Genomic DNA, 23,024 nt, shown 5'->3' with positions numbered 1-23,024 from the left:
CTCGGTCTTCGTCTTCGCCTTCACGGCGGCCGCGACGATCGCCGTCTGGGTGGTCGCCGCCGTGACGGGAGCGGTTTGAATATGGACAACTATCGCACGCCGCTGTCGCGCGCCCGCGGCCTGGGCTCGGCCAAGCACGGGGTCGGGGCCTGGATCGGCGAACGCGTCGCCGCCATCGCCCTGGTGCCGCTGACGCTGTGGGCGGTCTTCGCCGTGCTGCGGCTCGCCGCCGGCGACTACCAGTTCGCGGTCCACTGGGTCGCCCACCCGCTGAACGCGGTGCTGATGATCCTGCTGCTGGGGATCAGCTTCTGGCACATGGCCGGCGGCCTGCGCGTGGTCATCGAGGACTACATCCACGTCGCCCTGAACAAGTCGGCGCTGCTGATCCTCAACCTCTTCGTCTGCGGCCTCGCCGGCGCGCTGTCGATCTTCTCGATCCTGAAAGTCGCCTTTGGCGGCGGAGCCTCCTGAGTCATGGCTGACTACAAGTTCATCGACCACAAGTTCGACGTCGTCGTCGTCGGCGCCGGCGGCTCCGGCCTGCGCGCGGCGCTCGGCTGCGCTCAGGCCGGCCTGAAGACGGCCTGCATCTCCAAGGTCTTCCCGACCCGCTCGCACACGGTGGCGGCCCAGGGCGGCATCTCCGCCAGCCTCGGCAACATGAGCCCGGACGACTGGCGCTGGCACATGTACGACACCGTCAAGGGGTCGGACTGGCTGGGCGACCAGGACGCCATCGAATACCTGTGCCGCAACGCGCCGGCCGCGGTCTACGAGCTGGAGCACTGGGGCGTGCCGTTCTCGCGCACCGAGGAAGGCAAGATCTACCAGCGGGCGTTCGGCGGCATGACCCGCAACTACGGCGAGGCGCCGATCCAGCGCACCTGCGCGGCGGCCGACCGCACCGGCCACGCCATGCTGCACACCATGTACGGCCAGTCCCTGGCGCACGACACCGAGTTCTTCATCGAATACTTCGCCCTCGACCTGATCATGGACGAAGGCGTCTGCCGCGGCGTCACGGCGTGGAAGCTGGACGACGGCACCCTGCACCGGTTCCAGGCGCAGCAGGTGATCCTGGCCACCGGCGGCTACGGCCGGGCCTACTTCTCCTGCACCAGCGCCCACACCTGCACCGGCGACGGCAACGGCATGGTGCTGCGCGCCGGCCTGCCGCTGCAGGACATGGAGTTCGTGCAGTTCCACCCCACGGGGATCTACGGCGCGGGGTGCCTGATCACCGAGGGCGCGCGCGGCGAGGGCGGCTACCTGACCAATTCCGAGGGCGAGCGGTTCATGGAGCGCTACGCGCCCTCCGTGAAGGACCTGGCGCCGCGCGACATGGTCTCGCGCGCCATGACCATCGAGATCCGCGAGGGCCGCGGCGTGGGGCCGAAGAAGGACCATATCCACCTGCACCTGGACCACCTGGACCCGAAGATCCTGGCGGTGCGTCTGCCGGGCATCTCGGAAAGCGCCAAGATCTTCGCCGGGGTCGACGTGACCAAGGAGCCGATCCCGGTGCTGCCGACGGTGCACTACAACATGGGCGGCATCCCCACGAACTTCTTCTCCGAGGTGGTGACGCGGCTGGGCGAGGATCCGGACAAGGTCGTTCCGGGGCTGATGGCGGTGGGCGAGGCGGCCTGCGTCTCGGTGCACGGCGCCAACCGCCTGGGCTCCAACTCGCTGATCGACCTGGTGGTGTTCGGCCGCTCGGCGGCGCTGCGCTGCGCCGACACCCTGAAGGCCGGCGACAAGCAGCCGGAGCTGAAGCCCCACCACACCGAGGGGCACCTGGCCCGCTTCGACCGGCTGCGCCACGCCAGCGGCGGCACGCCCACCGCGGCCCTGCGGCTGGAGATGCAGCAGGCCATGCAGGAGGACGCCGCGGTGTTCCGCACCGGCGAGACCCTGGTCTCCGGCGTCAGGCGCCTGGAGAAGGTGCAGGCCCAGCGGCCGGACATCCGCGTCACCGACCGCGGCATGATCTGGAACACCGACCTGGTCGAGACCCTGGAGTTCGACAACCTGGTGGGCCAGGCGATCACCACGGTGGCCGGAGCGGCCAACCGCACCGAGAGCCGTGGGGCGCACGCCCGCGAGGACTACCCCGACCGCGACGACGAGACCTGGATGAAGCACACGCTCGCCTGGTTCGACGACGCCAGCGGGGCGGTGAGGATCGAATACCGGCCGGTGCACGCCTATACGCTCTCCAACGACATCGCCTACATCCCGCCGAAGGCGCGGGTGTACTAGGCCGACGATGGGCTGGGAGGCGACACGCGACACCGACGCGGACTGGCGCGAACTGGGCGCCACCCAGCCGTATTGGGGCGTGCTCAGTCATCCGGACTACCGGATGGAGAACCTGACGCCGGAGGCCCTCGAAGCCTTCTACGCCTCGGGCCGCAACCATGTGGACGACATCCTGGCGCGGTTCGAGCAGCTGTTCGGGGGCCGCCCCGCAGGCGCGGCGCTGGACTTCGGCTGCGGGGCGGGGCGGCTCACCGAGCCGATGGCCGAGCCGATGGCCGAGCGGATGGCCGAGGCGACGGGCTGCGACGTCGCGCCCGGCATGCTGGACCTGGCGCGCCGGCGCGGCGGCAAGGCGCTCTATGTGGGGGCGCTGCCGGACGGGCCGTTCGACTGGGTCAATTCGTTCATCGTGCTGCAGCACATCCCGCCCGCGCGGGGCCTGGGGCTTGTCGAGGCCCTGTTGGCCAGGCTCGCCCCCGGCGGCTTCGCCAGCCTGCACATGACCCTGTGGCGCGAGCCGCACCTGCAACCGCAGCCCGCACCGCGCTGGCGGCGGCTGGCGCAAGGCCTGCGGGCCGGGCCGCCGGTGGGATCGATCTCGATGTACGACTACGAGCTGTCGGGGGTGGTGAAGGTCTTCACCCGGGCGGGCCTGGGCGAGCTGCACCTGGTCCCCACCGACCACGGCGGCCACCACGGCGCCATTGTGCTGGGCCGCCGCGGCGGGGCGTCGTCGTGAGCGGCGAGCCCGGAGCCGCGGCCAGGGCCGCCGCCGCCCTGCGCCAGCCGCGCCGCTCGGCGGGGCTGAAGCTGTTGCTGGTCTGTGTGCTGGCGGTGCTGATGAGCATCCCGGCGCTGTTCGTCTTCCTGCTGCTCAACGACCGCACCCACCGCGCCGAGGAGGTGACCCGCGAGATCAGCGCCGTGGTCGGCGGGCCGCAGACCTTCCTGGGGCCGGTGGTGGCCGTGCCCTACGCCATCCCCGCCGCCGACCCGAAGCAGGCGCCGGAGCGCGACGTCTTCGTGATCTTTCCGATCACCGGCGAGGCCCAGGTGGACGCCAAGTCCGAGGTGCGCCGCCGCTCGCTGTTCAAGGTGCCGGTCTACCAGGCGGACCTGGCGTTCAAGGCGCACTTCGACCTGACCGGGTCGGCGGCCAGGGCGCCGGTGGGCGCGGCGCTGGACTGGAGCCGGGCGGAGCTGGTGGCGGCGGCCTCCGACGCGCGGGGCGCGCGTTCGGACATCACCCTGACGGCGGCGGGCCGAACGCTCCCGGTGGCGCCGGCCGCGACCTTCAGCCAGATCGCGCTGAAGGGCGACGACAACAGTCCGTCGCCGGCGGGGCTGACCTTCTTCGGGGCGCCGGCAGCCGAGGTCGTGCGGCCGGACGCCGTGTTCGACGCCACGGCGCGGATGCGGTTCTCCGGCGCCCAGCGGCTGGCGGTGCTGGCCTTCGCCAAGACCACGACGGTGAGCGCCCGCAGCGATTGGGCCAACCCCAGCTTCGACGGCGGCTTCCTGCCGGACCCAGGCCGGCGGACCATCGGGCCGCAGGGCTTCACCGCCGCCTGGAGCGTGCCATTCATCGCCCGCGGCGTGCCGGCCCAGGGCGCGTCGGAGACCCTGGGGCGGCTGGGCCAGACGGCGATGGGCGTCTCCTTCGTCGAGCCGGCCAACCCCTACCGGTCGGTGGCCCGATCGCTGAAGTACGCCCTGATGTTCGTCAGCCTGGTGTTCCTGGCCTACTTCCTGTTCGAGACCCTGTCGGGCAAGCGGGTGCATCCGGCACAGTACCTGCTGGTCGGGCTGGCGCAGGTGATCTTCTACCTGCTGCTGTTGTCCATCGCCGAGCGGATCGGCTTCGACGGCGGCTTCGCCGTGGCGGCCGTCGCCACCGTCGGGCTGATCTCGGCCTACGCCGGCTGGGTGTTCGAAAGATGGAAACAGGGGATCATCGCGCTGATCGCGTTTTCCCTTCTCTACGCCCTGATCTATGTGCTGATGCGCTTGGAGGACTTCGCCCTCCTGGTCGGGGCGGTGACAAGTTTCGCGGCGGTCGCCGCCGTCATGTATTTCACGCGCCGGATCGACTGGTATGGATCGCGCGATCCTGCCGCCGCTCCGGATCTTTGAGGAATAGCGCGTCCGATGGTTCAGCTGAGTCTGCCCAAGAACTCCCAGGTCGCCAAGGGCCGCCGCCACGCCGCGCCGGCCGGGGCGAAGCGGGTGAAGTCCTTCAAGGTCTACCGCTACGACCCGGAGACCGAGGGCAACCCGAGCTGGGACACCTACGACGTGGACGTGGACGCCTGCGGCCCGATGGTGCTGGACGTGCTGATCCACATCAAGAACACCATGGACCCGACGCTGACCTTCCGCCGCTCCTGCCGGGAAGGGGTGTGCGGCTCGTGCGCCATGAACATCGGCGGGCGCAACACGCTGGCCTGCACCCACGGCTGGGAGGAGGTCCCCGGCGCGGAGGTGACCATTAGCCCGCTGCCGAGCCAGCCGGTGGTCAAGGACCTGGTGCCGGACCTGACGCTGTTCTACGCCCAGTACGCCTCCATCGAGCCCTGGCTGCACACCGAGACGCCGGAGCCGCAGAAGGAGTGGATTCAGACGCCGAAGGATCGGGAGAAGCTGGACGGCCTCTACGAGTGCATCCTGTGCGCCTGCTGCTCCACCTCCTGCCCGAGCTACTGGTGGAACGGCGACAAGTACCTGGGGCCGGCGACCCTGCTGCACGCCTACCGCTGGCTGATCGACAGCCGCGATGAGGCCGCCGGCCAGCGGCTCGACGCCCTGGAGGACCCCTTCAAACTCTACCGCTGCCACACCATCATGAACTGTGCGCAGGTCTGCCCGAAGGGACTGAACCCGGCCAAGGCGATCGCGGAGGTCAAGAAGATGATGGCGGAGCGGATCGTATGACGCGCGCCGGCCCGGTCCCGGCCCTGACGCCCGCGCTTGCGGCGGCGGGGGGAGGGGCGGGCGCGGCCCCCTTCGCCCGACCGAAGCGGCGAAGCGGGGTCTTGAACGTGTCAGCATTCTGTATCGGACGGCGATGAGCGATCCCCAAGCCCATGTGGTTATTCTTGGCGCCGGCCACGCCGGCGGTTCGGTGGCGGCGCTGCTGCGCCAGTACGGGCACGCCGGCCCCATCACCCTGGTCGGCGAGGAGCCGCTCCCGCCCTACCAACGGCCGCCGCTGTCGAAGGCCTGGCTGAAGGGCGAGGCGGACGCCGAGTCCCTGGCCCTGAAGCCGGTGGAATTCTACGGCGAGGCCGACATCGACTTCCGGCCCAGCACCACCGCCGTGGCGCTGGAGCGCAGCGCCAGGCGGGTCAAGCTGTCGGACGGCTCGAGCCTCGCCTACGACATCCTGATCATCGCCACGGGCGCCCGGGCCATCGCGCTGCCGGCGCCGGGGGCGGACCTGAAAGGGGTGCTGTTCCTGCGCACGGCGGCGGACGCCGAGGCGCTGAAGGCGGCGGTGGGCCCCGGCAGGCGGCTGGCCATCGTCGGTGGCGGCTACATCGGCCTGGAAGCGGCGGCCTCCGGCCGCGGGCTGGGCGCCGAAGTGGTGGTGATCGAGCGGGAGGCCCGGCTGCTGGCGCGGGTGGCCTGCGAGCAGCTCTCCAGCTTCTTCCAGCGCTACCATGAGGAGCGCGGCGTCGAATTCATCCTGGGGGCCAGCGTCACCGGCTTCCAGGGCGAGAACGGCCATGTGACCGGGGTGACGCTTGCCGCGGGCCGCACCATCGCCTGTGACGCCGTGCTGGTGGGGGTGGGCGCCGCGCCCAACGACGAGATCGCCCGCGACGCCGGCCTGGAATGCGCCCGGGGCGTGGTGGTGGACCTGGCGGCCAAGACCTCGGACCCCTCGATCTACGCCATCGGCGACGTAGCCCACCGGCCGCTGCCGATCTACGGCCGCATGTTCCGGCTGGAGAGCGTGCCTAATGCGCTGGAGCAGGCCAAGCAGGCGGCGTGCGACATCACCGGCCGGCCGGCGCCCGCGCCCGAGGCGCCCTGGTTCTGGTCGGACCAATATGACCTGAAGCTGCAGATCGCGGGCCTGGCCTTCGACGCCGACCAGGTGCTGCTGCGGGGCGACCCGGCCAGCAACAAGTTCGCGGTCTTCCACCTGAAGGGCGGTCTCGTCCAGGCGGTGGAGGCGGTGAACGCCCCGCCGGAGTTCATGGCGGGGCGCCAATTCATCCTTAACCGCAAGCCGGTCTCGGCCGAAAAACTTGCGGATCCCTCAGTTTCTATGAAAGAGGTCGCCGCCTAGTCCGGCGGGCAGGAAACCATGGCCAAGATCACGTATATTCAATTCGACGGCGCCGAGCACACCATCGACGTGCGCAACAGCTTGACCGTCATGGAAGGCGCCGTGAAGAACAACGTCCCCGGCATCGACGCCGACTGCGGCGGAGCCTGCGCCTGCGCCACCTGCCACGTCTATGTCGACGAAGCCTGGCGGGAAAAGACCGGCACGGCCTCGGCCATGGAAGAGTCGATGCTCGACTTCGCCGAGAACGTGAAGGAGAACAGCCGCCTCTCCTGCCAGATCAAGGTCAGCGACGCGCTGGACGGCCTGATCGTCCGCCTGCCGGAAAGCCAGCACTGAGTTCCTGACCTTCTCCCGCAAGGAAAGAAGGATAGCTCCCTAAAAATCCAGCTCGGGCGCCGACGCCGCCTGGGCGGCTTCGGGGAGGTGGCAGGTGAAGGTCGCGCCGGCCCCCGGCTCGCTTTCCAGCGCCACCCAGCCGCCGTGCAGTTCGGTCAGCGCCTTGACCAGCGCCAGGCCCAGGCCCGGACCGCCGCGCTCGCGGCCGATGAACCGGTCGAAGATGTGCGCCTGCACATGGAAGGGGATGCCCCGCCCGGTGTCGGCCACCTGCAGCTGGATCTCGCCCAGGGCCCTGCGGGCCGAGACGGTGACCCGGCCGCCGGACGGGGTCTGGCGGATGGCGTTCTCGACCAGGTGGTCGAGGATCTGGCCCAGGCGCTTGGCGTCGCCGCGGATGACCCCGATGTCATCCTTGTGCTCCAGGGCGATGGCGACGCCGCCGCTCCTGGCGTCCTCCGCCCAACGGGCGGCGGCCTCGCGCAGCACCTGGGCGACATGGACGTCTTCCAGGTCCAGCGCCATCTCGTCGGCGTCGATCTGGGCCATGTCGAGCACATCGTCGATGGAGCGGGCCAGTTGGGTGGCGGCGGCGCGCACCGCCGCGGCGTGGCCGCGGCCGCGCTCGGAGAGGTTCTCGCCGGAGCGCTCGAGCAGCTCCGAATAGCCGATGATGGTGGTGAGCGGGGTGCGCAGCTCGTAGGAGACGTTGCCCACGAAGTCGCGCTTCAGGCGCTCGGCGTCGGCCAGGGCCGCGGAGCGCTCGGCCAGCGCGCTCTCCAGCCGCCGCGCATCGGTCACGTCGGTGAAGCCGATCAGGGTCGCCCCGTCCGGCAGCGGCCGCGACTGGTAGAGCACGATGCGTGAGTCGGAAGTCTTCACCTCGCCGGTCATCGGCGCGCGGGCGCCCGGGTCCGGATCGGCGACGCGGCCCTTCAGTTCCCGCCAGAACTGCAGGTCGTGCAGGCGGGGTATGCAGAGCTCGACCACCCCCTCGAAGTCGCCGGCCAGGTCGAGCTGCACGGGGGTGACGTTCCAGAATCGTTCGAAGGCCTCGTTGTGCAGCCTCAAGCGGCCGTCGGAGCCGAACACCGCCACCGCGTCGTTGAGCTTGTCGAGGGTGGCCTGCTGCACCTGGATCTGCGCGTTGTACTGGCTCTTGAGCTTCAGCTCGCCGGTGATGTCGGAGAACAGCACCAGCAGGCCGCCCAGCGGGTGCGGCTGGCGGACCACGCGCAGGGTGCGGCCGTCGGGCAGGCTCCAGAGGTCGTCGGCCCCGGCCTCCAGGCTCTCGTAGCGGCCGAGCTCGGCGGCCTTCCAGCGGGCGTAGTCGGCGCTCTCCGGCAGGCGGCGGCGCTGGCGCAGCCGGTCCAGCACCTCGGAGTGGGTCGGACGCTCGGAGAGCCAGGCGGGCTCCAGGCCCCAGAGGTTGGCGAAGGCGGTGTTGTAGAAGATCAGCCGCTTGGCCTGGCTGAAGATCGCCACGGCGTCGGCGATATGGTTCAGGGTCTCGTCGTTGGCCTCGGTCTGGCGCTTGAGCTGCTCGCGCAGCTCCTCGGCCTCGGTGACGTCGTCGGTCCACACCCCGACCCCGCCGCCTTCCAGCGGCCGGGCGGTGACGTGGAAGGCGCGGCGGCGTCCGTCCAAGGTCGCCCAGCGCACGGTTTCGCGGACCTGGCCCAGGTTGGCGGCCTCGCTGGCCAGGGCGTCGGCGGCCTTCTCGAAGCTGGCGCCGGCGGCGGCGGCCTCGTCGAGGCTGGCGGCGCCCACCGCCGTCAGCCAGGGCTTGTTGACCCAGACGGGCGAGCCGTCGGCCGCGGCGATCCAGGCCGGGGTGGCCCGGGCGTCCATGAAGGCGGCGAAACGCGGCGCGGTGGGCAGGCCGGAATCGTCGCCGATCACCGCCGACAGCCTGAGCCACGCGAGCGCGCCGGCCGCCCGGCCCTCCACCGACACCACCCCGCCCGCGCCGCGCACCTCGAAGGCGCAGGCCTCGCCCCGCTCGAACAGGCCGCGCAGGCGCCGCGCGTGGTCAGGGTCGGCGCGCATCAGGGCGTTGACCACGGCCTGCGCCTCCGGCGAGGCCAGGCCCAGGACGGCTGCGCAGGTGGCGAACGACTCCTCGCCGGAGGCCAGCATGGCGCGGCCCTCCTCCACCGCCAGCAGGGCGGAGTCGAAAGCTTCGGCGGAGGCCTGGGCGGCCTCGGCGCGGCCCTCCACCACGGCCAGCTTGGCGGCCAGGGCCTCGATCCGCGCCTGGCTCTGGCGGCCCTGCGCCAGCGCCCAGACGGTCGCGCAGATGGCCAGCGAAACCGCCCCGGCGGTGGCGAGCAGGATCAGGGTGTCTTGGCTCATTCGGGGATCCATCGGCGACGGCCCGCCGACAAGCGAATCATTCACTTTGCAACATAGGCTGCGGCGAGGCTTGCCGCACGCTCGCCGAATTTCCCGTATCCCACGGAATAGGCGATGATGCGGGCGATGACGGCGATCCTCTATCCGGTGGCGGAGAACGCCGACGCGGCGCTCAGCCGGCCGCAGGGCCGGGCGGCGCGGATGCGCGAGGCCGAGCGGCTGGCCGGCCAGCCGGTGGCCTTCGCCACCGAACCCGTGGGCCCGGCCTTCACCACCCGCGAGGCGGCGCTGGACGCCTATGGCGGGCGCCTGGAGGATGAGCGGCCGGGGCGGGCGGCGCCCGCTCCGGAGGATCGCTACTGCCGGCTGACGGAGACCCTGGCCGGACGGGCGCGGCCCGTGGCGGTGACCCCGGCGTTCGCCGGCGGCCGCCGCTGGCCGGAGCCCAGCGCCCAGCCGCTGCGCACCGTCTGGCGGCTGGAGATCTCCTACTGGCGGCTGGCCGCCGCAACGTCCGGGGTCGAGGCGCCCCAGGCGCGGCGCGCGCGCAAGCGGCGGCGCGCCGCCGGGCTCGCGCCCGAGACCCTGCGGACCATGGCCGGCCAGCCGCTGCGCCCGGTGGAGCCGCAGCAACCGCTGGACATCGGCCTGTTCGAGGCGCGCCTGCCCGAGGCGCCGCACATCGTGGTGCCGGATGAGTGACGTCCGGCCGGCGCGCGGGCTCGCGCCCTCGCTGGACGACCTGGCGGCGCTGGCCGAGGCGGCGTTCGCGGCCCTGCCGGCGGGCTTCCGGCGAATGACCGGCGACGTGACGTTCCGGGTGGAGGACTTCGCCGACGCCGAGGTGCTGGAAGCGCTGGAGATCGAGAACGCCTTCGAGCTCACCGGCCTTTACCAGGGCGTCGACATCGGCCACCGTTCGGTGTTCGACGCGCAGCCGCAGCTGTCGCTGATCTTCCTCTACCGGCGCCCCATCCTCGACGAGTGGGCCGAGCGCGGCGACGTGACCCTGGAGGAACTGGTCGCCCATGTGCTGGTGCACGAGATCGGCCATCATTTCGGCCTGTCCGACGACGATATCGCCGCCGTCGAGGCGTCCTGAGGCCGCGGCGACATGTCCGCGACGGAACGACGCCCAGCCTCCATGTTCAGTCGATGTTCAGGCCCCGGCCGCTAACCCGCCGCACATGATCCGCACGCCCCTCGCCCTGATCGCCGCCTGCGCCGCCCTTGCCGCCGCGGCCCCCGCGCTGGCCTCCGCGCCCCAGCCCACGGCCCCGGTGGACGCCTCGGCCATGGCCGGCCGCTGGTACGAGGTGGCGCGCATCCCCAACAGGATGCAGAAAGATTGCCAGGCCGGGACCTCCGACTGGGTGCGCAGCGGCGACGGCTACACGGTGATCCAGGTCTGCCACAAGGGCGCGCCCACCGCGCCCGGGACCGAATGGAGGGCCAAGGCCAAGGTCGTCGACCCGCGGACCAACGCCAAGTTCAAGATGAGCTTCTTCGGCGGCCTGCTGAACCAGGAATACTGGGTGCTGGACAACCGCCCGGACCAGGGCTGGCTGATCCTGGCCACTCCCGGCGGCCACTTCCTGTGGCTGATGTCGCAACGGCCGTCGCTGGCGGCGACGGCGAAGGCCCAGGCGCTCTCCCGCATCCGCCAACTGGGCTATGACGTGGGCCGGCTGGAGTTCCCGGCGCCGGCGCGGGACTGACCGCTTCCCGATCCGGACCCCTTGATTCCGGAACGAAGACGGAACAGGATTTCGCCATGGAGCTCACCGCCCCCCCGCCCGGCTTTTCGCGACCGGAGACCACCGCCGCCGTCACCCGCGGGGCGGGCCGGCTGCTGGGCGCGCTGGGCTATGCGCCGCTGGCCGAAGTCACCCTGCCGAACGGGCGGCGCGCCGACCTGATGGCGCTGGGGCGCCGCGGCGAGATCTTCATCGTCGAGGTGAAATCGGGGCTGGAGGACTTCCGCACCGACCTGAAGTGGGGCGAGTACCTGGCCTATTGCGACGCCTTCGCCTTCGCCGTGGGGCCGGAGTTCCCGCGGGAGCGCCTGCCCGAGCATCCCGGCCTGATCGTGGCCGACGGCTTCGGCGGGGCGGTGCTGCGCGAGGCGCCCCGCACGCCCCTGGCCGGCGCGCGGCGCAAGGCGCTCACCCTGGCGTTCGGCCGGCTGGCGGCGATGCGGGCCGCAGGGGCGGTGGTGACGGCGCTGGAGTAACCCGCTCGTCCCGGCTTTCGCCGGGATGAGCGGACAACAATGACCTACCGCGGCGCGCGCTTGGCCAGGATGCGTTGCAGGGTGCGGCGGTGCATGTTCAGCCGCCTCGCCGTCTCCGAAACATTGTGGCCGCAGAGCTCGTACACCCTCTGGATGTGCTCCCAGCGGACGCGGTCGGCGCTCATCGGGTTGTCCGGCGGGGCCGGGTTCTCGTCGGGACGGGCCAGCAGGGCGCGGGCGACGTCGTCGGCGTCGGCGGGCTTGGAGAGGTAGTCGACCGCTCCGGCCTTCACCGCCGCCACCGCGGTGGCGATGTTGCCGTAGCCGGTGAGCATGATGATCTTCGCATCCGGGCGCAAACCGCGCACCGCCTCCACCACCGACAGGCCGGACCCGTCGTCCAGGCGCATGTCGAGCACGGCGAACGCCGGCGGACGGGCCTTCACGGCGGCCAGGGCTTCTCCCACGCTGCCCACCAGGGTCGGCTCGAAGCCCCGTTGTTCCAGCGCCCGCCCCAGCCGGGTGCGCAGCGGCGCATCGTCGTCGAGCACCAGCAGCGACTTGTCCGGCAAGCCGGCGATTGCCGAGGAAAGGTCGGTCACTTCAGCGCCTCCCGTTGTGGGCCTGATTCGCGCCAAGCCTGCGACATCATGTCGCCCCTTTAGTTAAAACTGCAAGTGGTGTCCGCTTTCACTTGGTCTGGACCTCGATCCGGGTGCGCGGCCAGCGGGCGGAGACGACCGCGCCGCGCGGACGGCCGTTCTGGGCGGCGACGACGGCGCCGGTGCGCTCCAGCAGCGTCTTGGAGATGAAGAAGCCCAGGCCCATGCCGACATGGCCGGTGCGCGAGCCTTCCGCCCCGGGCCGGCTGGTGAGGTAGGGCTCGCCCAGCTTGGCGAGGATCTCGGGGGCGAAGCCGGGGCCGTCGTCGCGCACCTCCATCGAGACGGTGTCGGCGTCGAAGCGGGCGGTGATCAGCACCTCGGAGGCGGCGAAGTCGACGGCGTTCTCCACGAAGGTGGTCAGGGCGTGCAGGATTTCGGGCATCCGCCAGATGTCGGGCGCCTTGACCCCGGTGGCGCCGGAGACGATCGCCTCGACGCGGACTCCCTGGATGGCGGCGTGCGGCTCGATCACCTCGTGGACCAGCTGCAGCAGGCTCATGCGCTCGTGCACCTCGTCGGTGGCCTCGGGGCTGTCGCTGAGATTCTTCAGGATCTCGCGGCAGCGCTGGGCCTGGGCGATCAGCAGGTCGGCGTCCTCCTTCACCGAGGGCGTCGGCGCGCCGCGCGACAGCTCCTTGGCGACGATGGCGATGGTGCCGAGCGGGGTGCCCAGCTCGTGGGCGGCGGCGGCGGCCAGGGCGCCCAGGGCGGACAGCTTCTGCTCCCTGGCCAGCACCGTCTGGGTGACGTCGAGGGCCAGCACCATGCGGGCGGATTCGGCGGCGGCGTGGCTGACGTAGCCGGCCACCACCACGATGGAGGCGGCGCTGGCGGCCGCCGCGGCCAGCCGGTGGGCGAGCGGGGCGAGCTCCGCGCCCGGGGCCGCCGCCGGCCAGGCGAACAAGGCCAACAGCACGGAGGCGGCGACCGCCAGCGCGCCCAGGAGCGCCAGCGGCCGCACCGGCAGGGTGGCCGCGGCCAGGCTGACCGGGGCGATCAGCAGCAGCATGAACGGATTGGCCGAGCCGCCGGTGAGGAAGATCAGGGCGGTGACCTGCAGGATGTCAAAGGCCAGCTGGCCGGCGGCCTCGGCGTCGCCGAACAGCCGCTGGCCGGGGGAGGCGACGCCGGTGAGCACATTGATCCAGGCCGCGGCGCCGATCACCCCGATGGCGACGGGCCAGGCGCCGTGGAAGCCCAGGACGAGGGTGGAGATCGCCAGCGCCACGGCCTCGACGCCGATCAGCAGCCACCGCAAAGTCACCAGGGTGCGCACCCGCAGGCGGCCGCGGCGGGCGCCGGCCATGTCCCATTCCTGGGTGGCTTGCACCGCCGCCGAGCCCGGCCTATCGAGGCCGGACGGGGGCGTTAGTCCCTTGGTCGACGGGGTGATCGACGGCGCCATCAGCCGAGGATCGCCCGGTTCGCCGCGCCTGACGAGCCCCAAAGGAATTTCCGCGTGACGCGCACCCCCCTGATCGTCGCCGCCGCCGTGGCGGTCCTGCTGGCGGGTTTCGTGGGCTTCGCCCTGCGGCCGGGCGCGCACCGGACGGCGGCGTCCGCGGTGGCGGTGGGCGGACCGTTCCACCTGGTCGACCAGGACGGCCGGCCGGTGGACGACGGCGTGCTGAAGGGCAAGTGGAGCGCGGTGTTCTTCGGCTTCACCTACTGCCCGGAGGCGTGCCCCACGACGCTGCTGGCGCTCGGCCAGGCGCAGGAGCTGATGGGCCCCAAGGCCCGGGACTTCCAGACGGTGTTCATCTCGGTCGATCCCGCCCGCGACACCCCGGCGGCCCTGAAGGCCTACCTGGCCAATCCGGCGTTTCCCAAGGGCGCCCTGGGCCTGACGGGAACCGCCGCCCAGGTGGACGCCGCAGCCCGCGGATACCATATATTCTATGAGAAGGCGGGGGAGGGGTCCGACTACACGGTCAACCACTCCACCATGACCTATCTGATGAACCCCAGGGGCCAGTTCGCCTGCGTGCTGCCCTACGGCCTGACCCCCGAGCAGGCGGCTGAACGGATCGGCAAGGCGATGCGCGCCGGCCGCGACGCCCGGAACTGCTGAGGATGCAGTCCATTAAGCGTCGCGGGGTATGTTGCAGCGCACAAAGGACGGACCATGCTCTATACGCTCTATGAGGCAGGCTATTACGCGTCCACGCCCCTGCGCTCCGCGACGCGGCTGGTCCGCGATTTCTGGGGCTCGCCGCTCAACCCGGCCAAGGACACCGACCTGGCGCGGCGGATCTTCGCCGGCGCCGACCTCGCCGCCAACCTGACCCGCCGCTACGGCCGCCCGGCCTGGGGGATCGACCATGTGGAGATCGACGGCCAGCCGGTGCGGGTGCGGCCGACCGAGGTTTGGTCCAGCCCCTGGGTGAAGCTGACGCACTTCGCCCGCGACATGGCCGACATGCGCCGCGCCGGGCGCCGGGCGCTGGAGCCGGCGGTGCTGATCGTGGCGCCGCTGTCGGGCCACTACGCCACCCTGCTGCGCGGCACGGTGCAGGCCTTCCTGCAGGACCACGAGGTGTTCATCAGCGAGTGGTCGAACGCCCGCGACGTCTCGATCCTCGACGGCCGCTTCGACATGGACGACTACATCGACCACGTCCGCCAGATGCTGCAGCAGATGGGGCCCCGGCCGCATGTGGTGGCGGTCTGCCAGCCGGGTCCGGCGGTGCTGGCGGCCGCGGCGCTGATGAGCGAGGACGAGGACCCCTCGCGCCCGGCGACCATGACCTTCATGGGCTCGCCCATCGACGCGCGGCTGTCGCCGACGGTGACCAACAAGCTGGCGGAGGAGAAGCCCTTCGCCTGGTTCGCCTCCAACATGATCTACACCGTGCCGCCGCCCTATCCGGGGGTGGGCCGCCGGGTCTATCCGGGTTTCGTGCAGCTCTACGGCTTCATCTCCATGAACGTGGAGAAGCACCAGGAGGCGCACCGGCGCTACCTGCTGCAGCTGATGGAGGGCGACGGCGACTCCGCCGAGAAGCACCTGGAGTTCTATGACGAGTACCTGTCGGTGCTGGACCTCACCGAGGAGTTCTATCTGCAGACGGTGGACGTGGTGTTCCAGCGCTACCTGCTGCCCAAGGGGGAGCTGACGCACCGCGGGCGGCCGGTGCGGCCGGAGGCGATCCACGACGTGGGCCTGCTCACCGTCGAGGGCGAGCACGACGACATCTCCGGCGTCGGTCAGACCCAGGCCGCGCACGCCCTGTGCTCCGGCCTGCCGGCGGCGCTGAAGGAGGACTATGTGCAGCCGCACGTGGGCCACTACGGCGTGTTCAACGGCCGCCGGTTCCGGGAGGAGATCTATCCCCGGGTGCGCGCCTTCATCGCCCGCGGCGAAATGGGCTTCGACAGCCAGGAACTGGCCGCCTAATCAGGGACGCATGTCCCTGTTGCGCCGCGCGTTGTCCGACGGCGACCGGCTGGAAGTGGCCGGCGCCCCCGTCCGCCTGAAGGTGAACCGCCAGGCCCGGCGGGTGTCGCTCAGGCTCGACCGCACGCGGCGCGAGATCGTCGCCACCGCCCCCACCGTTCGCCGCCTGCCCGAGGCGCTGGCCTTCGCCCGGTCGCGGGAGGCGTGGATCGCCGAGCGGCTGGCGGAGCTGCCCGGCGGCTGGCCGCTGGCGGCGGGGATGGCGCTGGAGGTGTTCGGCGTCCCCGTGCGTCTGGAGGCGGGCGCAGGCCGGGCGCGCTGGATCGAGGCGCAGGGCGCGGAGCCGGCGCGGATCTGCGCCCTGGGCGAGGGCGAGGGCTTCGCCCGAGCGGTGTCGCGGCAGATCCGGTTGCGGGCGCTGGCCGTGCTGACCGGGCGGACGGCGGCGCACGCCGCGGCGCTGGGGGCGGCCATGCCGGAGGTGGCGGTGGGCGACCCGCGCTCGCGCTGGGGGTCCTGCTCGCCGGCGGGCGCCGGGCGGGGGGCGGCGGCGATCCGCTACTCCTGGCGCCTGGCGCTGGCGCCCTTCGCCGTGGCCGACTATGTGGCCGCCCACGAGTGCGCCCACCTCCTGGCGCCCAACCACGGGCCGCGCTTCTGGGCGCACGTCAGGGCGCTGGGCTTCGACGCGCGCCCGCACCGGGCGTGGCTCAGGGCGCATGGCGCGCGGCTGCACGCCTTCGGGACGGAGGCGTAGCCATCCTCTCCCCTACGGGGGGGCATGGCTATGGACGGGGCACGCGGGTCCTCAGAATGTCCGTTCGCTGTACAGCAGGCTGGCGGTGTCGAAGCGGGGATTGAGCGGGGAGCCGTCGGCCTTCTTCTGCTGCACCAGCACGAGGCCGGTGGAGACCTTGTCGGTGTAGTATTCCCACGACAGGGTGACCCGCTTGATGTTGTCCTGGCCGACGATGAAGTCGTTGCGCTGCATCGGCATCTCCGGCTGATGCAGGAAGGCGTAGATGTTCAGCGCCGTGACGATCGGCTTCTCCGTCCCCACCGCGTAGTGGATCTCCACTTGGCAGACGTTCCTGTTGGAGCCCTGCGGCTGGACGGCCACGGTATAGGCCTTGTCGCCGCCGAGGCCTATGGACCAGACGCCGTTGCGGCTCTTCTTCATGCCCAGCGCCTTGGCGCGCGCGTCGAGGTCGCCCGCCTTCACCGCAGGCACGCAGACGTTCTGCAGCACGTTCAGCACCGTGGCGCCGTCGCCGGTGGTGGGCAGGGTGGGGTTGGCCGCGGCCTCGGGCTGGGGAGCGGACTGGGTGCTGCCGGCCGGCGCCTGCGGCGAGGAGGCCGGGGCGCCTGCCGGCGGCGAGGCGGGGGGCGCTGCGGGAGCCGGAGTCGCAACCGGGGCCGGCGTCGCGGCTGTGGCCGGCTGCGCCGCCGGAGCTGTGGGGGCGGCCTGCTGCGCCTGGGCGGAGGTCGCCAGGCCGGCGAGGGCGATCAAACTGACGAGGGCGGTGCGCATGGAGGGCTTCCTGGCTTGTTTGTCGTCACGGCGTGAACGATGCGGAGACGACGCGCTCCGCGTCAACCTTCAGTGTAGCGGAGTCCCCTACGCGGCCGGCTGGGCGTGCTCGGCGAGGATGGTCAGGCCCTCCGGGGTCACGTCCGCGAACCCGCCCCGCACCTCGTACACCGTCAGCCGGCCCTCGTCGTGGACCGTCACCCGTCCTTCTTTCAGGGCGGTCATGAACGGGGCGTGACCGGCCAGGACGCCGAAGTCGCCTTCGGAGCCCGGGGCGTCCACCTGGTCGACCTCGCCGGAGAACAGCTCCCGCTCCGGCGAGACCAGGGAAAAGTGCAGCTTGTCGGCCATGCCTACGCTTCCGCCGCCAGCTGCTCGGCCTTGCGGACCGCGTCGTCGATGGTGCCGACGTTGTAGAAGGCCTGCTCCGGCAGGTGGTCGTACTCGCCGTCGCACACCGCCTTGAACGAGCGGATGGTGTCCTCCAGCGGCACGAAGATGCCGGGCATGTTGGTGAACTGCTCGGCGACGTGGAAGGGCTGCGACAGGAAGCGGCTGATCTTGCGGGCGCGGGCCACGATCAGCTTGTCGTCTTCCGACAGCTCGTCCATGCCCAGGATGGCGATGATGTCCTTCAGCGCCTTGTACTGCTGCAGGATCTCCTGCACCCGGCGGGCCACCTGATAGTGCTCCTCGCCGATCACCAGCGGGTCCATGATCCGCGAGGTGGAGTCCAGCGGGTCCACGGCGGGGAAGATGGCCTGGGCGGCGATGTCGCGCGACAAGACGGTGGTGGCGTCCAGGTGGGCGAAGGAGGTGGCCGGCGCCGGGTCGGTCAGGTCGTCGGCGGGCACGTAGATCGCCTGCACCGAGGTAATCGAGCCCTTGGAGGTGGAGGTGATCCGCTCCTGCAGGTTGCCCATCTCGGTGGCCAGCGTCGGCTGGTAGCCCACGGCGGAGGGGATGCGGCCCAGCAGCGCCGACACTTCCGAACCGGCCTGGGTGAAGCGGAAGATGTTGTCGATGAACAGCAGAACGTCCTTGCCCTCCTGGTCGCGGAAGTACTCCGCCTGGACCAGGCCGGTGAGCGCCACGCGGGCGCGGGCGCCGGGGGGCTCGTTCATCTGGCCGTAGACCAGGCTGCAGCGGCTCTCGCCGCCGCCGCCGGCCTGGTTCACGCCGGACTCGATCATCTCGTGGTAGAGGTCGTTGCCCTCGCGGGTCCGCTCGCCGACGCCCGCCAGCACGGAGTAGCCGCCGTAGGCCTTGGCGATGTTGTTGATCAGCTCCTGCATGGTGACGGTCTTGCCGACGCCGGCGCCGCCGAACAGGCCGATCTTGCCGCCCTTGGTGTAGGGGCAGAGCAGGTCCACCACCTTGATGCCGGTGACCAGCACCTCGGCCGAGGTGGCCTGCTCGGCGAAGGAGGGGGCCTCGCGGTGGATCGGGCTCGAGAACGTCCAGGCGATCGGCCCGGCTTCGTCGATCGGGTCGCCGATGACGTTCATGATCCGGCCGAGCGTCGCCGGCCCCACGGGCACGGTGATCGCGCTGCCGGTGTCCGTCACCGGCTGGCCGCGGGTCAGGCCTTCGGAGGTGTCCATGGCGATGGTGCGCACGGTGTTCTCGCCCAGGTGCTGGGCCACCTCGAGCACCAGGCGGAACGGCTGGCCGGTCCGCTGGTCGATGTTGGTGGTCTCAAGGGCGTTCATGATCGCCGGCAGGTGGCCTTCGAACTCCACGTCGACGACGGCGCCGATGACCTGGACGATGCGCCCCGTGGCCACGCGCTGGACGGCGGGCGCGCCGGAGGCGGCGGCCGCGGCGGGCGTCTTCTTCGCGGCGGGGGGCTTCTTGGCGGTGGTCGTAGCCATTTGATCCAACTCTTTCGGTCTAGAGCGCTTCGGCGCCGGAGATGATCTCGATCAGCTCCTTGGTGATCTGCGCCTGGCGTGTGCGGTTGTACTTCAGCGTCAGCGCCGAGATCATGTCGCCGGCGTTGCGGGTGGCGTTGTCCATGGCGGTCATCTGGGCGGCGAAGAAGCCGGCCTGGTTTTCCAGCATGGCCGAGAACACCTGGGTGGTGATGTTGCGCGGCAGCAGGGCGGCGAGGATGCCCTCCTCGTCGGGCTCGTACTCGTAGGCGGCGCCCTTCAGGTCCAGGGCGGGGGCGTCGCCACCGACGACGGCGGGGATCAGCTGCTGGGCGGTGGGGGTCTGGGTGACCACCGACTTGAAGTGGCTGAAGAACAGGGTGACCACGTCGGTCTCGCCGGCCTCGAAGCGGGCGCGGATGCCTGTGGCCACCGCTTCGGCGACCTCCAGCGACGGGCTGCCGCCGGCGTCGAAGTGGGCGACGAAGCGGTCGCCGTAGAGGCGGCGCAGCTGGTCACGGGCCTTCTTGCCGACGGTGATGATCCGCACGTCCTTGCCTTCGGCCAGCAGGCCGCCGATGCGGTCGCGGGCGAAGCGCACGATGCCGGAGTTGAAGCCGCCGGACAGGCCGCGGTCGGCGGTGGCGACCACCACCAGGTGGCGCCGGTCGGAGCCCGTGCCCACCAGCAGCTGCGGCGCGCCGTCGCCGGAGACGCCGCGGGCCAGGTTGGCGATGACGGCGGCCATGCGGGCCGCGTAGGGCCGTGCGCTCTGGGCGGCGTCCTGCGAACGGCGCAGCTTCGCCGCCGCGACCATCTGCATCGCCTTGGTGATCTTCTGCGTGGCTTTCACGCTTCCGATCTGGTTGCGCATGTCCTTCAGGCTAGCCATGAAGCGTATTCAGTCCTTGGCCGGCGTCGAGGCCGGCGCGGAAAACGAAGTGGGGGAAGACCTGCTCGCTGTGCACGCGCCGGTCGGCGATGAGCTCTTCCACCGCCTGGGTCGCGCCGATGCACGTGGAGGCGGTGGCGTCGTCATAGACCACATAGCCGCCGGGCGTCATGCGGCCCCAGACGGCGTCCTGGACATATTTGATCGGCGCGTAAAGGTCGAGGTCGATGTGCGCCAGGCCGAAGGCCGCGTCGCGCGGCGCGCCTGAGGGGAAGGTATCCTGCACCAGGCCCTCGACCAGGATGACGTTGTCCAGGCGCAGCGCCCGGGCGGCCTTGCGGATGTCTTCGACGGAGGTGTCGGCGAACTCGCCCTCGCCGTGCAGGTCGAGCTCGCGGTCGTTGCGCGGCATGCCCTTGAAGGTGTCCAGGCCATAGACCTTGGCCTTCGGATAGAGGCGCTTCAGGAGGGTGGCGAAGAACAGCACGCTGCCGCCCTTGTAGCAGCCGAACTCGATGATGTTGCGGCTTTCCAGCGCGTCGAAGAACACCGCCACGATCAGGAACAGGTTCTTCAGCCGGTCGCCCGACATCACCGTGCGGCCGGTCGCGGCCTGCAGGGCCTCCTGGTAGAGCGGGTGGCCCTCCACCGCCGCGCGCAGGCCGCCGTACTCCAGCCCCACCCCGCGCTGGTAGCCCTCATAGGGCGCGCGGCCGCCGTGCACCCCCGGCGTCACGGCGGACGCAGGCAGGCTCAGCGGCGGGTACCCGCAGCGCTCCAATGTGGAGGGGGTCGGCAAGCCTGGGCCCGTCCTCAGCCGAAGGTTTCGACGAAGCCGGAGAGCGCGGTCTTCAGCTCTTCCTCCAGCTCCGGCTTCAGCTCGCGCCCGGTGCGGATCTTGTCGAGGAGCGGCTGGTGCTTGTTGTGCATCAGGGCCAGGAACTCCTGCTCGAAGCGGCCCACGTCGGCGGTGGCGATGCCGTCCAGGTAGCCGCGAGTGCCGGCGTAGATCGAGCAGACCTGCTCCTCCACCGCCAGCGGCGAGTACTGCGGCTGCTTCAGGAGCTCGGTGAGCCGTTCGCCGCGCGCCAGCATCTTCTGGGTGGCGGCGTCGAGGTCGGAGCCGAACTTCGCGAAGGCGGCCATTTCCCGGTACTGGGCGAGCTCGCCCTTGATGGGGCCGGCCACCTGCTTCATCGCCTTGATCTGCGCCGAGGAGCCCACGCGGCTCACGCTGATGCCGACGTTCACGGCCGGGCGGATGCCCTGGAAGAACAGGTCGGTCTCCAGGAAGATCTGGCCGTCGGTGATCGAGATCACGTTGGTGGGGATGTAGGCCGACACGTCGTTGGCCTGGGTCTCGATCAGCGGCAGGGCGGTCAGCGAGCCCGAGCCGTTGTCCTCGTTCAGCTTGGCGGCCCGCTCCAGCAGGCGGCTATGCAGGTAGAACACGTCGCCCGGATAGGCTTCGCGGCCCGGCGGGCGGCGCAGCAGCAGCGACATCTGGCGGTAGGCGACGGCCTGCTTGGAAAGGTCGTCGTAGATGATGACGGCGTGCATGCCGTTGTCGCGGAACCACTCGCCCATGGCGCAGCCGGCGAAGGGGGCCAGGAACTGCAGCGGGGCCGGTTCCGAGGCGGTGGCGGCCACCACGATGGTATAGTCGAGCGCGCCGCGCTCCTCGAGGGTCTTGACGATCTGGGCGACGGTCGAGCGCTTCTGGCCGATGGCCACGTAGATACAGTAGAGCTTCTGGCTCTCGTCGCCCGAGGCGTTGGTGCTCTTCTGGTTGAGGATGGTGTCGATCGCCACGGCGGTCTTGCCGGTCTGGCGGTCGCCGATGATCAGTTCGCGCTGGCCGCGGCCGATCGGGATCAGGGTGTCGATGGCCTTAAGACCGGTCTGCACCGGCTCGTGCACCGACTTGCGCGGGATGATGCCGGGGGCCTTCACGTCCACCCGGCGGCGCTCGGCCACGTCCTTGAGCGGGCCCTTGCCGTCGATCGGCTCGCCCAGCGGGTTGACCACCCGGCCCAGCAGGCCCCGGCCCACCGGCACGTCGACGATTTCCGACAGGCGGCGGACCTCGTCGCCTTCCTTGATGGCGCGGTCTTCGCCGAAGATCACCACGCCGACGTTGTCGCGCTCCAGGTTCAGGGCCATGCCCTTCACCCCGGCCTTGGGGAACTCGACCATCTCGCCGGACTGGACGCTGTCCAGGCCGAAGACCCGGGCAATGCCGTCGCCGACCGACAGCACGGAGCCGACGTCGGAGACGTCGGCCTCTTCGCCGAAGTTGGCGATCTGCGACTTGAGGATGGCCGAAATCTCGGCGGCGCGGATGTCCATGGGTCTTACGCTCTCTTGAGGGCGAACTTGAGGGAGTCGAGCTTCGAACGGAGCGAAGCGTCGAACAGACGGGAGCCGACCTGCACCTTGATCCCGCCAAGGATCGAGGGGTCGACGCGGGTTTCGATTTCCGGGTCCTTGCCCAGGGCCTGGCGCAGGGCGGCGGCGACGCCCTTGCCCTGGGCGGCGGTCAGCGGCACGGCGGTGGTGACCTTGGCGGCGACCACGCCGCGGGCGGCGGCGGACAACGCCTCGAAGCCGGTGATCACCGAGGCCAGCGCCGAGGCGCGGCCGTTGGCGGCCAGCAGGCCCAGGAACTTGCGGGTGGTGGCGTGGAACCCGGCCTGGGCGGCGATCCCCGCCAGCCCCTTGGCCTTGTCCTCCGCCGAGAAGGCCGGCGAGGCCAGCAGCAGCTTCAGCTCACGGCTCTCCGCCAGCGCCGTCTTCAGCGACTTCAGGTCCGCCTCGACGGCGGCCACGGTCTTTTCGTCGTTCGCCAGGTCGAACAGGGCCTGAGCGTAGCGCTCGCCCACATTGGAAGCCTTGGAATCGTCCGCCACTGAGTTGCCCGTCCGGTGCGTCATGAAAGCCGCGGCGGATCAATATCCACTGCGGACTAAAGGCTTGAAGACGCTTGAAAAAAGCGCGCTGAGCCGCAGAGATTGAATGCCCCCTGGCCCTAAGCCGCGCGCCTGATAGCACGCGCTTTTCGGCGCCGCAACCAAGCCCGTCCCCCGTCGCCCGCCGATTTGCCTGCAGATCGCCCGGCGCCTGCCTGACGGGCGTTCATCTCTCGTCAATCTTGTCGCGTGCTTGGTCGGCTTCGGCTA

The 23,024-nt window shown here is 70.9% G+C and carries 24 protein-coding genes; 14 read left to right on the top strand and 10 right to left on the bottom strand.

The window, feature by feature from the left end; translation table 11 throughout:
- The first annotated feature begins 81 nt into the window (after nucleotides 1-81).
- From sdhD to VGL30_RS06340, 7 genes are all read left to right on the top strand, one after another.
- On the top strand, nucleotides 82-474 hold the full coding sequence (gene sdhD / locus VGL30_RS06370) for a succinate dehydrogenase, hydrophobic membrane anchor protein (protein ID WP_331537964.1): 393 nt from the start codon (nucleotides 82-84) through the stop codon (nucleotides 472-474).
- Nucleotides 475-477: 3 nt separating this feature from the next.
- Nucleotides 478-2,265 (top strand): succinate dehydrogenase flavoprotein subunit, encoded by a 1,788-nt coding sequence (sdhA, locus tag VGL30_RS06365; protein ID WP_331537962.1) that lies wholly within the window; start codon nucleotides 478-480, stop codon nucleotides 2,263-2,265.
- A 7-nt stretch (nucleotides 2,266-2,272) separates the two neighbouring features.
- Nucleotides 2,273-3,004 (top strand): class I SAM-dependent methyltransferase, encoded by a 732-nt coding sequence (locus tag VGL30_RS06360; protein ID WP_331537960.1) that lies wholly within the window; start codon nucleotides 2,273-2,275, stop codon nucleotides 3,002-3,004.
- The gene (gene creD / locus VGL30_RS06355) at nucleotides 3,001-4,398 is read left to right on the top strand and encodes a cell envelope integrity protein CreD (protein WP_331537958.1); all 1,398 of its coding nucleotides are present in this window, start codon (nucleotides 3,001-3,003) and stop codon (nucleotides 4,396-4,398) included. The genes VGL30_RS06360 and creD overlap by 4 nt, the downstream gene beginning before the upstream one ends.
- Nucleotides 4,399-4,413: 15 nt before the next feature.
- Nucleotides 4,414-5,196, top strand: coding sequence for a succinate dehydrogenase iron-sulfur subunit (locus VGL30_RS06350; RefSeq protein ID WP_331537956.1), 783 nt, complete (start codon nucleotides 4,414-4,416; stop codon nucleotides 5,194-5,196).
- A gap of 133 nt (nucleotides 5,197-5,329) precedes the next feature.
- Complete coding sequence (locus VGL30_RS06345; protein WP_331537954.1) at nucleotides 5,330-6,559, top strand: NAD(P)/FAD-dependent oxidoreductase; 1,230 nt, start codon at nucleotides 5,330-5,332, stop codon at nucleotides 6,557-6,559.
- Nucleotides 6,560-6,577: 18 nt separating this feature from the next.
- Nucleotides 6,578-6,898: a 2Fe-2S iron-sulfur cluster-binding protein gene (locus VGL30_RS06340; RefSeq protein ID WP_331537952.1), complete on the top strand. Its 321-nt coding sequence runs from the start codon at nucleotides 6,578-6,580 to the stop codon at nucleotides 6,896-6,898.
- 39 nt (nucleotides 6,899-6,937) lie between these two features.
- Here the strand turns inward: VGL30_RS06340 and VGL30_RS06335 are convergent, their stop codons facing one another.
- Nucleotides 6,938-9,253, bottom strand: coding sequence for a sensor histidine kinase (locus tag VGL30_RS06335; RefSeq protein WP_331537950.1), 2,316 nt, complete (start codon nucleotides 9,251-9,253; stop codon nucleotides 6,938-6,940).
- Between the two features lie 114 nt (nucleotides 9,254-9,367).
- Here VGL30_RS06335 and VGL30_RS06330 point away from each other — a divergent pair, with 114 nt between their 5' ends.
- The 4 genes from VGL30_RS06330 (at nucleotide 9,368) to mmcB (ending at nucleotide 11,486) form a co-directional block, all read left to right on the top strand.
- The gene (locus tag VGL30_RS06330) at nucleotides 9,368-9,955 is read left to right on the top strand and encodes a hypothetical protein (protein ID WP_331537948.1); all 588 of its coding nucleotides are present in this window, start codon (nucleotides 9,368-9,370) and stop codon (nucleotides 9,953-9,955) included.
- Nucleotides 9,948-10,355, top strand: coding sequence for a metallopeptidase family protein (locus VGL30_RS06325; RefSeq protein ID WP_331537946.1), 408 nt, complete (start codon nucleotides 9,948-9,950; stop codon nucleotides 10,353-10,355). Before VGL30_RS06330 ends, VGL30_RS06325 begins: the two co-directional genes overlap by 8 nt.
- An 85-nt stretch (nucleotides 10,356-10,440) precedes the next feature.
- Complete coding sequence (locus tag VGL30_RS06320; protein WP_331537944.1) at nucleotides 10,441-10,971, top strand: lipocalin family protein; 531 nt, start codon at nucleotides 10,441-10,443, stop codon at nucleotides 10,969-10,971.
- Between the two features lie 56 nt (nucleotides 10,972-11,027).
- Entirely contained in the window at nucleotides 11,028-11,486 is a 459-nt protein-coding gene (gene mmcB, locus VGL30_RS06315; protein WP_331537942.1) for a DNA repair putative endonuclease MmcB, read from the top strand.
- A 44-nt stretch (nucleotides 11,487-11,530) separates the two neighbouring features.
- Here mmcB and VGL30_RS06310 read toward each other — a convergent pair whose 3' ends face one another.
- A complete protein-coding gene (locus VGL30_RS06310) occupies nucleotides 11,531-12,088 on the bottom strand; it encodes an ActR/PrrA/RegA family redox response regulator transcription factor (RefSeq protein WP_331537940.1) in 558 nt (185 codons plus the stop codon).
- Between the two features lie 88 nt (nucleotides 12,089-12,176).
- The gene (locus VGL30_RS06305; protein WP_331537938.1) at nucleotides 12,177-13,556 is read right to left on the bottom strand and encodes an ActS/PrrB/RegB family redox-sensitive histidine kinase; all 1,380 of its coding nucleotides are present in this window, start codon (nucleotides 13,554-13,556) and stop codon (nucleotides 12,177-12,179) included.
- Between the two features lie 54 nt (nucleotides 13,557-13,610).
- On the opposite strand from VGL30_RS06305, the gene VGL30_RS06300 reads away from it, so the two are divergent.
- The 3 genes from VGL30_RS06300 to VGL30_RS06290 are packed head-to-tail and all read left to right on the top strand — an operon-like array spanning nucleotide 13,611 to nucleotide 16,305.
- Nucleotides 13,611-14,222, top strand: coding sequence for an SCO family protein (locus tag VGL30_RS06300; RefSeq protein WP_331537936.1), 612 nt, complete (start codon nucleotides 13,611-13,613; stop codon nucleotides 14,220-14,222).
- 54 nt (nucleotides 14,223-14,276) lie between these two features.
- Nucleotides 14,277-15,548 carry a polyhydroxyalkanoate depolymerase gene (locus VGL30_RS06295; RefSeq protein WP_331537934.1) on the top strand — a complete coding sequence of 424 codons (1,272 nt, stop codon included), beginning with the start codon at nucleotides 14,277-14,279 and terminating at the stop codon, nucleotides 15,546-15,548.
- Between the two features lie 10 nt (nucleotides 15,549-15,558).
- Complete coding sequence (locus tag VGL30_RS06290; RefSeq protein WP_331537932.1) at nucleotides 15,559-16,305, top strand: M48 family metallopeptidase; 747 nt, start codon at nucleotides 15,559-15,561, stop codon at nucleotides 16,303-16,305.
- 51 nt (nucleotides 16,306-16,356) lie between these two features.
- On the opposite strand, the gene VGL30_RS06285 is transcribed toward VGL30_RS06290, so the two are convergent.
- The 7 genes from VGL30_RS06285 to VGL30_RS06255 all read right to left on the bottom strand — a co-directional run bounded on the left by VGL30_RS06285 (nucleotide 16,357) and on the right by VGL30_RS06255 (nucleotide 22,754).
- Nucleotides 16,357-17,079, bottom strand: coding sequence for a hypothetical protein (locus tag VGL30_RS06285; RefSeq protein WP_331537930.1), 723 nt, complete (start codon nucleotides 17,077-17,079; stop codon nucleotides 16,357-16,359).
- A gap of 87 nt (nucleotides 17,080-17,166) precedes the next feature.
- Nucleotides 17,167-17,430, bottom strand: a complete 264-nt coding sequence (locus VGL30_RS06280) for an ATP synthase F1 subunit epsilon (RefSeq protein ID WP_331537928.1) — start codon at nucleotides 17,428-17,430, stop codon at nucleotides 17,167-17,169.
- Between the two features lie 2 nt (nucleotides 17,431-17,432).
- On the bottom strand, nucleotides 17,433-18,953 hold the full coding sequence (atpD, locus tag VGL30_RS06275) for a F0F1 ATP synthase subunit beta (RefSeq protein ID WP_331537926.1): 1,521 nt from the start codon (nucleotides 18,951-18,953) through the stop codon (nucleotides 17,433-17,435).
- A 19-nt stretch (nucleotides 18,954-18,972) separates the two neighbouring features.
- A complete protein-coding gene (locus VGL30_RS06270) occupies nucleotides 18,973-19,845 on the bottom strand; it encodes a F0F1 ATP synthase subunit gamma (RefSeq protein ID WP_331537924.1) in 873 nt (290 codons plus the stop codon).
- Nucleotides 19,838-20,644, bottom strand: coding sequence for a TylF/MycF/NovP-related O-methyltransferase (locus VGL30_RS06265; RefSeq protein ID WP_331537922.1), 807 nt, complete (start codon nucleotides 20,642-20,644; stop codon nucleotides 19,838-19,840). The genes VGL30_RS06270 and VGL30_RS06265 overlap by 8 nt, the downstream gene beginning before the upstream one ends.
- 14 nt (nucleotides 20,645-20,658) lie before the next feature.
- On the bottom strand, nucleotides 20,659-22,194 hold the full coding sequence (atpA, locus tag VGL30_RS06260; RefSeq protein WP_331537920.1) for a F0F1 ATP synthase subunit alpha: 1,536 nt from the start codon (nucleotides 22,192-22,194) through the stop codon (nucleotides 20,659-20,661).
- A gap of 5 nt (nucleotides 22,195-22,199) precedes the next feature.
- The gene (locus tag VGL30_RS06255; protein ID WP_331537968.1) at nucleotides 22,200-22,754 is read right to left on the bottom strand and encodes a F0F1 ATP synthase subunit delta; all 555 of its coding nucleotides are present in this window, start codon (nucleotides 22,752-22,754) and stop codon (nucleotides 22,200-22,202) included.
- Between the last annotated feature and the right edge of the window lie 270 nt (nucleotides 22,755-23,024).

The organism is Phenylobacterium sp. (assembly GCF_036502675.1).
GTDB lineage: Bacteria > Pseudomonadota > Alphaproteobacteria > Caulobacterales > Caulobacteraceae > Phenylobacterium.
This window is presented reverse-complemented; position numbering and strand designations above follow the sequence as displayed.